The organism is Hamadaea sp. NPDC051192 (assembly GCF_040682475.1).
In the GTDB taxonomy this organism is placed as follows: Bacteria; Actinomycetota; Actinomycetes; order Mycobacteriales; family Micromonosporaceae; genus Hamadaea; species Hamadaea flava.
The window spans coordinates 20,276-27,937 of record NZ_JBFBAZ010000108.1; the positions used below are offsets into that span (position 1 = coordinate 20,276).

6 protein-coding genes are annotated in these 7,662 nt (G+C 70.3%); 4 read left to right on the forward strand and 2 right to left on the reverse strand.

Annotated elements, in window-relative coordinates:
- The first annotated feature begins 318 nt into the window (after positions 1 to 318).
- From AB0M47_RS31795 to AB0M47_RS31805, 3 genes are all read left to right on the forward strand, one after another.
- The gene (locus tag AB0M47_RS31795; protein WP_363420570.1) at positions 319 to 1,761 is read left to right on the forward strand and encodes a cytochrome ubiquinol oxidase subunit I; all 1,443 of its coding nucleotides are present in this window, start codon (positions 319 to 321) and stop codon (positions 1,759 to 1,761) included.
- Between the two features lie 20 nt (positions 1,762 to 1,781).
- The gene (cydB, locus tag AB0M47_RS31800) at positions 1,782 to 2,849 is read left to right on the forward strand and encodes a cytochrome d ubiquinol oxidase subunit II (RefSeq protein WP_363420572.1); all 1,068 of its coding nucleotides are present in this window, start codon (positions 1,782 to 1,784) and stop codon (positions 2,847 to 2,849) included.
- A 152-nt stretch (positions 2,850 to 3,001) separates the two neighbouring features.
- Positions 3,002 to 3,904, forward strand: coding sequence for a homogentisate phytyltransferase (locus AB0M47_RS31805; RefSeq protein WP_363420573.1), 903 nt, complete (start codon positions 3,002 to 3,004; stop codon positions 3,902 to 3,904).
- 16 nt (positions 3,905 to 3,920) lie between these two features.
- Here AB0M47_RS31805 and AB0M47_RS31810 read toward each other — a convergent pair whose 3' ends face one another.
- Positions 3,921 to 4,637, reverse strand: coding sequence for a hypothetical protein (locus AB0M47_RS31810; RefSeq protein ID WP_253750578.1), 717 nt, complete (start codon positions 4,635 to 4,637; stop codon positions 3,921 to 3,923).
- A gap of 256 nt (positions 4,638 to 4,893) precedes the next feature.
- Positions 4,894 to 6,699 (reverse strand): beta-galactosidase family protein, encoded by a 1,806-nt coding sequence (locus AB0M47_RS31815; RefSeq protein WP_363420576.1) that lies wholly within the window; start codon positions 6,697 to 6,699, stop codon positions 4,894 to 4,896.
- Positions 6,700 to 6,791: 92 nt separating this feature from the next.
- Between AB0M47_RS31815 and AB0M47_RS31820 the strand changes: the two genes are divergently transcribed.
- Positions 6,792 to 7,508: a hypothetical protein gene (locus tag AB0M47_RS31820; protein ID WP_363420578.1), complete on the forward strand. Its 717-nt coding sequence runs from the start codon at positions 6,792 to 6,794 to the stop codon at positions 7,506 to 7,508.
- Positions 7,509 to 7,662: the final 154 nt, after the last annotated feature.

The window sequence follows — 7,662 nt, forward strand, 5'->3', positions numbered from 1 at the left end:
CCTGAAAGCCCGGCGATGCCCGTAGGCCGGGGCAGAATGCTGCGGCGATAGCCGTAGACTATCGGCTCATGGCGGGCGGCTGTGGCCGCGACGTGCGCAAACACGAATTCTGCGCACCACCTGAGCGGGCGTGGGACGGGGGAACCCGTTCCCAGCAGGGGATCGACGGGCCCGGCCATCGAATCCGGTCAGACCACCCCACCCGGCGCAGGACCTGCGGCCTGCGGAGTTGGGTCACATTTCCCCTCCAAGGCACCCGGGGCGGTCGTATGGTCACGGCAGACGGGTCAGGGCAGGACGACCGGCGGAGGGACAGGCATGGACGCGCTCGACTGGGCCAGGTGGCAGTTCGGCATCACCACCGTCTACCACTTCCTTTTCGTGCCGATCACGATCGGGCTGGCGTTCCTCGTGGCGGGATTCCAGACCGCCTGGGTACGCGCCGAGAAGCGCGGCGACCCGCACGCCGTGCGCTGGCTGAAGCTGACGAAGTTCTACGGCAAGCTGTTCCTGATCAACTTCGCGATGGGTGTCGTCACCGGCATCGTGCAGGAGTTCCAGTTCGGCATGAACTGGTCGGCGTACTCGCGGTTCGTCGGCGACATCTTCGGCGCGCCGCTGGCCATCGAGGCGCTGCTGGCGTTCTTCCTCGAGTCGACGTTCCTCGGGCTGTGGATCTTCGGCTGGGACAAGCTGCCCCGCAAGATCCACCTGGCGTGCATCTGGATCGCCGCGTTCGGCACCGCGCTGTCGGCGTACTTCATCCTGGCCGCGAACTCGTTCATGCAGAACCCGGTCGGGTTCAAGCTGAATCCCGAGACCGGCCGGGCCGAGCTGACCGACTTCGGGGCGGTGCTGACGAACAAGGTCACCCTGGTGACCTTCCCGCACACTCTCGCGGGCTGCTTCCTGACCGGGGGCGCCCTGGTCGCCGGGGTGGCGCTGTGGCACGTCATGCGCAAGCGCCCGACCGGCGACGTGGACAAGGACGCCGACCGGCGGGCGTACCGCAGCGCGTTGAAGGTCGGCGGGTGGACGGTGCTGGTGGCGACGGCGGCGCTGTTCGTCACCGGCGACACCCAGGGCAAGATCATGACCGAGGTGCAGCCGATGAAGATGGCGGCGGCCGAGGCCCTGTACGAGACCGCGCAGCCGGCGCCGTTCTCGCTGTTCACCATCGGCACCCTCGACGGCAGTGAGCCGCTCTACTCGATCGAGATCCCGGGCCTGCTGTCGTTCCTGGGCACGGGCAGCTTCGACGGGCAGGTCCAGGGCATCAACGACCTGCAGGCCGAGTACGAGCAGAAGTTCGGGCCGGGCAGCTACACGCCGATCATCCCGGTGACCTACTGGACGTTCCGCCTCATGATCACCTTCGGGGCGATCGCCGGGCTGTTCGCCCTCTGGGCGCTGTGGGCGACCCGGCGTGGGCGTACGCCCAGGACCCGCTGGCTGCGCTGGGCCGGGCTGTCCCTGCCGCTGCTGCCGCTGGCCGCGAACTCGGTCGGCTGGATCTTCACCGAGATGGGCCGCCAGCCGTGGATCGTGTTCAGCCAGCTCAAAACCGCGCAAGGGGTGTCGCCGACGGTCGGCGTCAGTGAGGTGATCACCTCGCTGACCGTGTTCACCGCGCTCTACGGCGTGCTCGCGGTCGTCGAGGTCGGGCTGCTGCTCAAGTACGCCAAGGCCGGCGTGCCGGACGTGACGCCGCCGCCGGAGCGACCCGACAAGACCGACCAGCCCCTCGCGTTCGCGTACTGAGTCTGAGGCGGAGACAAGACATGGAACTGACCACCGTCTGGTTCATCCTCATCGCCATCCTGTGGACCGGCTACTTCGTCCTGGAAGGCTTCGACTTCGGCGTCGGCATGCTGCTGCCCGTGCTCGGGCGGGCCCACGGCGACCGGGCCCTGGCCGAACGCCGCCGCCGCGTCCTGATCAACACGATCGGGCCGGTCTGGGACGGCAACGAGGTGTGGGTCATCACCGCCGGCGGCGCGACCTTCGCCGCGTTCCCCGAGTGGTACGCCACCATGTTCAGCGCGTTCTACCTGCCGCTGCTGCTCATCCTGGTCGCGCTGATCGTGCGTGGGGTGGCGTTCGAGTACCGGGGCACCCGCGACGACCCGAAGTGGCGGCGGCGGTGGGACGCCTGCATCGTGATCGGGTCGGTGGTCCCGGCGTTCCTGTGGGGCGTCGCGTTCGGCAACATCGTCCACGGCCTCAAGATCCGGCCCAAGCCGCTGCCGAACGGCCCGCTGGAATACGTCGGCTCGTTCTGGGACCTGCTCAACCCGTACGCGGTCCTCGCCGGGGTGACCATGGTGCTGCTGTTCCTCACCCACGGCGCGATCTTCCTGACCCTCAAGACCACCGGCGAGGTCCGCGACCACGCCCGTGCGGTCGCGTCGAAGGCCGGCCTGCTCGCGGCGCTGTTCGCGGTGGCGTTCTTCGCGTTCACCTTCAGCTACCGGTCCACCGGCGCGTCGATCGTGCTGTCCGTGGCGGCGGTCGCGGCGTTCGCGGCCTCACTGTCACTCATAGTCGTACGCAAGGGGCAGCGGCCGGGCACCCGCAAGGAAGGCTGGGCGTTCGCCGGGACGGCCGCGGCCATCGCCTTGACGGTGGTGTCGCTGTTCGTGGCCCTGTGGCCGAACGTGTTCCCGTCGTCGCTGCTGCCCGAGTGGAGCCTGACCGCGCAGAACGCGTCGTCCACTCCGTACACGCTGAAGATCATGACCTGGGTGGCGGTCGTGTTCACCCCGCTGGTGCTGCTCTACCAGGGCTGGACCTACTGGGTGTTCCGCAAGCGCATCGGCGTCGAGCACATCCCCGACGGCGCTCACTGACGGGGCTCACTCGCCTACTCAGTCGCCCCGTCGCGGAGGACTCAGTCATCCCACCCGGACCGACTCAACCACTGCACCGGGGGGATGAAAATGCCGCACCACCAGTGGCGAGCCGGTGGTGCGGCATCCTTGATCAAGGCATAGTCAGCGACATGAGGACCACCGCGGCGGGACTACGCACCCTGTGGGCGTTCTCGCGCCCGCACACGATCATCGGCACCGCCCTGGCGGTCTGCGCGCTCTACGTGCTCGCCACCCACGACGCCCAACGACAGGACCCCGCGCTGTGGCTGCTGGTGCTGGTCGCCAGCCTCGCCGTCAACGTGTACGTCGTCGGGCTCAACCAGCTCACCGACGTCGAGATCGACCGGATCAGCAAGCCCTATCTGCCGCTGGCCGCCGGTACGCTGCGCCGCGGCGGCGCGGTCGCGATCGTGGCCGTCTCCGGCGGGGTGGCGCTGCTGCTGGCCGGGCTGCAAGGCCGCTACCTGTTCACCGCGATCGCGATCATCGCCGCGATCGGCACCGGCTACTCGGTGCCCCCGATGCGGCTCAAACGATTCCCGCTGCTGGCCGCGGCGTGCATCATCGCCGCGCGGGCGGTCGTGGCCAACCTCGGCGTCTACCTCGCCTACTCGGCCGCGCTCACCGGGCGGGCCGAACTGCCGGCGTACGTGCTGCTCATGGTGGGGTTCATGGCCGGGTTCGCGGCCGTCATCGCCCTGATGAAAGACATCCCGGACGTCGACGGCGACCGCCGTCATCAGATCTCGACCCTGGTGCTGACCATCGGCCCCCGCCGCACGCTGCGGCTGTGCCAGGCGATCCTGAGCCTCGGGTACGCCGCCGTCATCGCCGCCGGGCTGGCCGGCGTGCCGGACGTCAACGGCGTGGTGCTCGTCGTCGCGCACGTCGCCGCGCTGGCGGTGCTGTGGCTGACCGGGATACGCGTGGACGGCGCCGACACCGACGCCGTCCGTCGCTACTACATGCTGATCTGGAAGCTGTTCTACGTCGAGTTCGTGGTCTTCCCGCTGGCGGTGCTGCTGGCCTGACCCCGACCGGGCGGGCTCAGGCGCCCAGCTCGGCCAGCTTCGCCTCGACCTCGGCCAGCTCCGCCCGCAGCTTCTCCGCCGCCGCCCGCGCGTTGTCGCGTTCGGACTCCAGAATGTGCTCCACCGCCTCCTGCACGCCCGGCACGTCGAGCAGGCTCACCATCTTCAGCGCCTCCGCCGGCTTGATGACATACGGCTTGGCCAGCGCCTTGGAGCCCTGCATCGCACCGACCGTCCACTCACCCTCGGTGTAGGCCAGCGTCACCACCAACCCCGGCGGGGTCTTCACCTTCGCGGCGCGCGCGGCCGGCTTACGAGGCGCCGGCGCGGCCGGCTCGGCGGGGGTTTCTTCGGACACTGCGGGCTCCTGACGTGCGGTCTTCTCGGTGCTGGGCTTGGCGGGGTCGATGAGGTCCTCGCCGATCGCGAGCGGACGCCGCCCGCCCGGCTCAGTCTGCTCCGGAGCCGGCGTCACCACGGCGTCGGCACGCCGGGCAGCCGCACCCCGAGGCGGCATCTGAAGATCGGCGGGGGAGAAGGGCAGGGCGTCGCCGCCGAACTTCACCACGATCCACTCGTCACCGGCGTCTGGATCCTCCAGGGCGACGACCTGGCCGATCTGGCCGGCGATCTGCCCGGCCGACTCGGTGAACATCACACGCGGCCGCTTGCCGCCGTCGAGCACGCCACGGATCTGCTCCAGATCCGTCTTGGTCAATCCCTTCCCGGTCATCGTCGCTACTCCACTCCGTCCACTCTCCGAACACATGTTTGATAGCACTCTTCTACCAGAGGCTACCGACAGTCCGGCACCGACACCCCGCCGGGCCGTACCCCACGGCGGGTTCACCTCGCCCCGTTGATCATGGGGTTTCCGGTCACGACACACCGATGAAACCACAGTTAACTCCATGATCAATGCGGTGGGGATGCGGGGTGGGGGTGGGTGGGTGAGGGCGGGGGGGTGGGGTGGAGGGGTGGGTGGGGGGTTAGGTGAGGGTGGGGGTGTCGAGGATGGACAGGGTGGCGGCCGCGGCGGGGTGTTCGAGTTCGAGGACGACCAGTTCGTTGGCGCCCTCCTGCCACAGCGGCGCCGGGGCGTACAGGGCACGCTGCGGTCCGGCCGACCAGTAGCGGCCCAGCAGGAAGCCGTTGAGCCACAGGTAGCCCTTGCCGCCGCCGGGCAGCAGCCACGCGTCGGCGGCACCGTCGACCGTCACGAAGCCGCGGCGGAACACCGGTCCGTCCACGATGCTGCCGGCGACGGTGTCGGTGTCGGTGTCGACGGTGCGGTCCCACGCCACGGCGGGCAACGCCCCATCCAGGGGCAGCGCACGGGCGGTCCAGCCGTGCACGTACTGGCGCTCGTGCAGCACACCGCCGGTGATCCCCTTGCGCTCGCCGACGAGCGGGCCGTAGTTCGGCCGCCCCATCGACTCGACCAGCAGCTCCAGCCGCGCGCCGGCGGCGGGCACCGCGAACGACAGGTCCGCGGGCCGGTCGCGCTCCAGCACGCCGAGCACCGCGCCGTCGACCGCCACCTGCGCGCGGTCGGCCAGTCCCCGCACCACCAACGGGTACGCGACACGAGGTCCCGGGACGGTCGCCGTGTAGCGCACGATCCCGTGGGCGATCCCGAGCTCCTCGAAGGACGGCGGTTGCGCCGCGACCGTCTCCGGGAGGCCTACCTCGTCGATCACCTGCGTCAGGCGTACCCGTTGAGCAAGCGTGACCGAGGCTCGGGACTGGACCGGCGTGGGCGCGGGCGGGTCGGGCAGCGGCCCGTCCACCTCGTTGCGGTACGCGGACAGCACCTCGCGGAACGCCCAGAACTTCGGCGTCGCGCGACCGGCCTCGTCGATCGGGGCGTCGTAGTCGTAGGAGGTGACCGTGGGCCGGAAGTCGCCGTCGAGACTGGGGTTGGCCAGGTTCGCGCCCGCGGTCGTGCCGAAGTTCGTGCCGCCGTGCGCCATGTAGACGTTGACCGACGCGCCCGCCGCGAGCATGGCGGCGAGGTCGGCGGCGGCGTCGCCCGGATCCCGCAGTACGCGGTCGTGCCCCCAGTGGTCGAACCAGCCGCACCAGAACTCCATGCAGAACTCCGGGTCGTCCGGCCGGTGCTCGGCGAGTTTGGCGAACGCCTCGAGCGGGCGGCTGCCGAAGTTCACCGTCGCGAGCAGACCCGGGACCGAACCGCCGGTGAGCATGTGGTCCTCGGGGCCGTCGGAAGTGAACAGCGGCACGTCCACACCGCGCTCGCGCAGCCCGTCGGCGAGGTGCCGCAGATAGGTCAGGTCGCTGCCGTAGGAGCCGTACTCGTTCTCGACCTGCACCATGAGCACGTTCCCGCCCCGGGTGACCTGACGGGCGGCGACGTGCGGGACGAGCACGTCGAACCAGCGGTCCACCTCGGCCAGGTACGCCGGATCCGCGCAGCGCAGCCGGGTCGGCGGCAGGCTGCCGGTCAGCCACGCCGGCAGGCCGCCGTTGTCCCACTCGGCGCAGATGTAGGGGCCGGGGCGCACGATCGCGTGCAGGCCCTCGTCGCGGGCGGCGTCGAGGAAGCCGGCCAGATCGGTCAGCCCGTCGAAGTGGTACTCGCCGCGGTGCGGCTCGTGCAGGTTCCAGGGAACATAGGTCTCCACCGTGTTCAGGCCCATGGCGCGCAGCATGCGCAGCCGGTGCCGCCACTGGCCGGGGTGCACCCGGAAGTAGTGCAGCGCGCCGGACAGCACCCGGAAGGGCCGGCCGTCCAGCTGGAAACCGGCCGGAGTCACCTCGAACGTCTCGTGCATCGGGGCAGGCTAACAGGTTCGGAAAGCGCTTACCGCGCGGGTTGTAGCCCGGTTGTAGGGATCGTGTAAGCGGACGTCCCACCATCATCGGTATGCGGAAATTCCTCAATGCGGCCGTCGTCGCCACCGCAGTCGCCGGCCTGCTGTTCGGCCTGCCCGGAGTCGCCAACGCCGACGCCTCCGGCACCATCAACACCGCCGGTGACCCGCTGAACGTGCGCTCGGGCCCCGGCACCTCGTACACCGCGTGGCGTACGGTCGCCGACGGGGCTGCCGTCACCATCGTCTGCCAGCAGACGGGGACCACGGTCACCGGCACCTACGGCACGACGAACATCTGGGACATGCTGTCCAACGGCGGCTACGTATCCGACGCGTACGTGTACACCGGGTCGGACGGCACCGTCGCCGACGCCTGCGACTACGTCGGCTCGCCGCCCCGGTCCAACGCGCGTTCGGCCAACGGAGCCATCGACTGGGCGTTCGGCCGGTACCGGTCGACGGCGTACGAGAACCTGTGCCTGGCGTTCACCGCGCAGGCGTACGGGTGGGGCGGCTCGGGCTGGAACACCGCCGAGATCGGCGGCGACTACATGGTCACCAACGGCTACCTGAAGACCAGCGGCATCCCGCCGCGCGGCGCGCTCGTCTGGTACCACAACTCGGCGGGCACCGGGCACGTCGCGATCAGCCTCGGCGAGGGCAAGGTCGTCGGCACCTCCGTCAGCGGCGGCGTCGGCGTCGCCGGGTACCTCGACCACGGCTCGTACCGGGGCTGGTCAGTGGCGTACTACCCGGTCGGCTGGTAGTCCGGGCTTTCCTCCGGCGGGCGCCGCTCGGCCCGGCGCCCGCCCCCCGCGCCCCCCGCGCCCGCCCCCGGCGCCCGCGCCGTGGCGTGCCGTGGCGTGCCGTGGCGTGGCGTTGATCATGGAGTTTCCGGTCCCGACACACCGTCGAGACCAC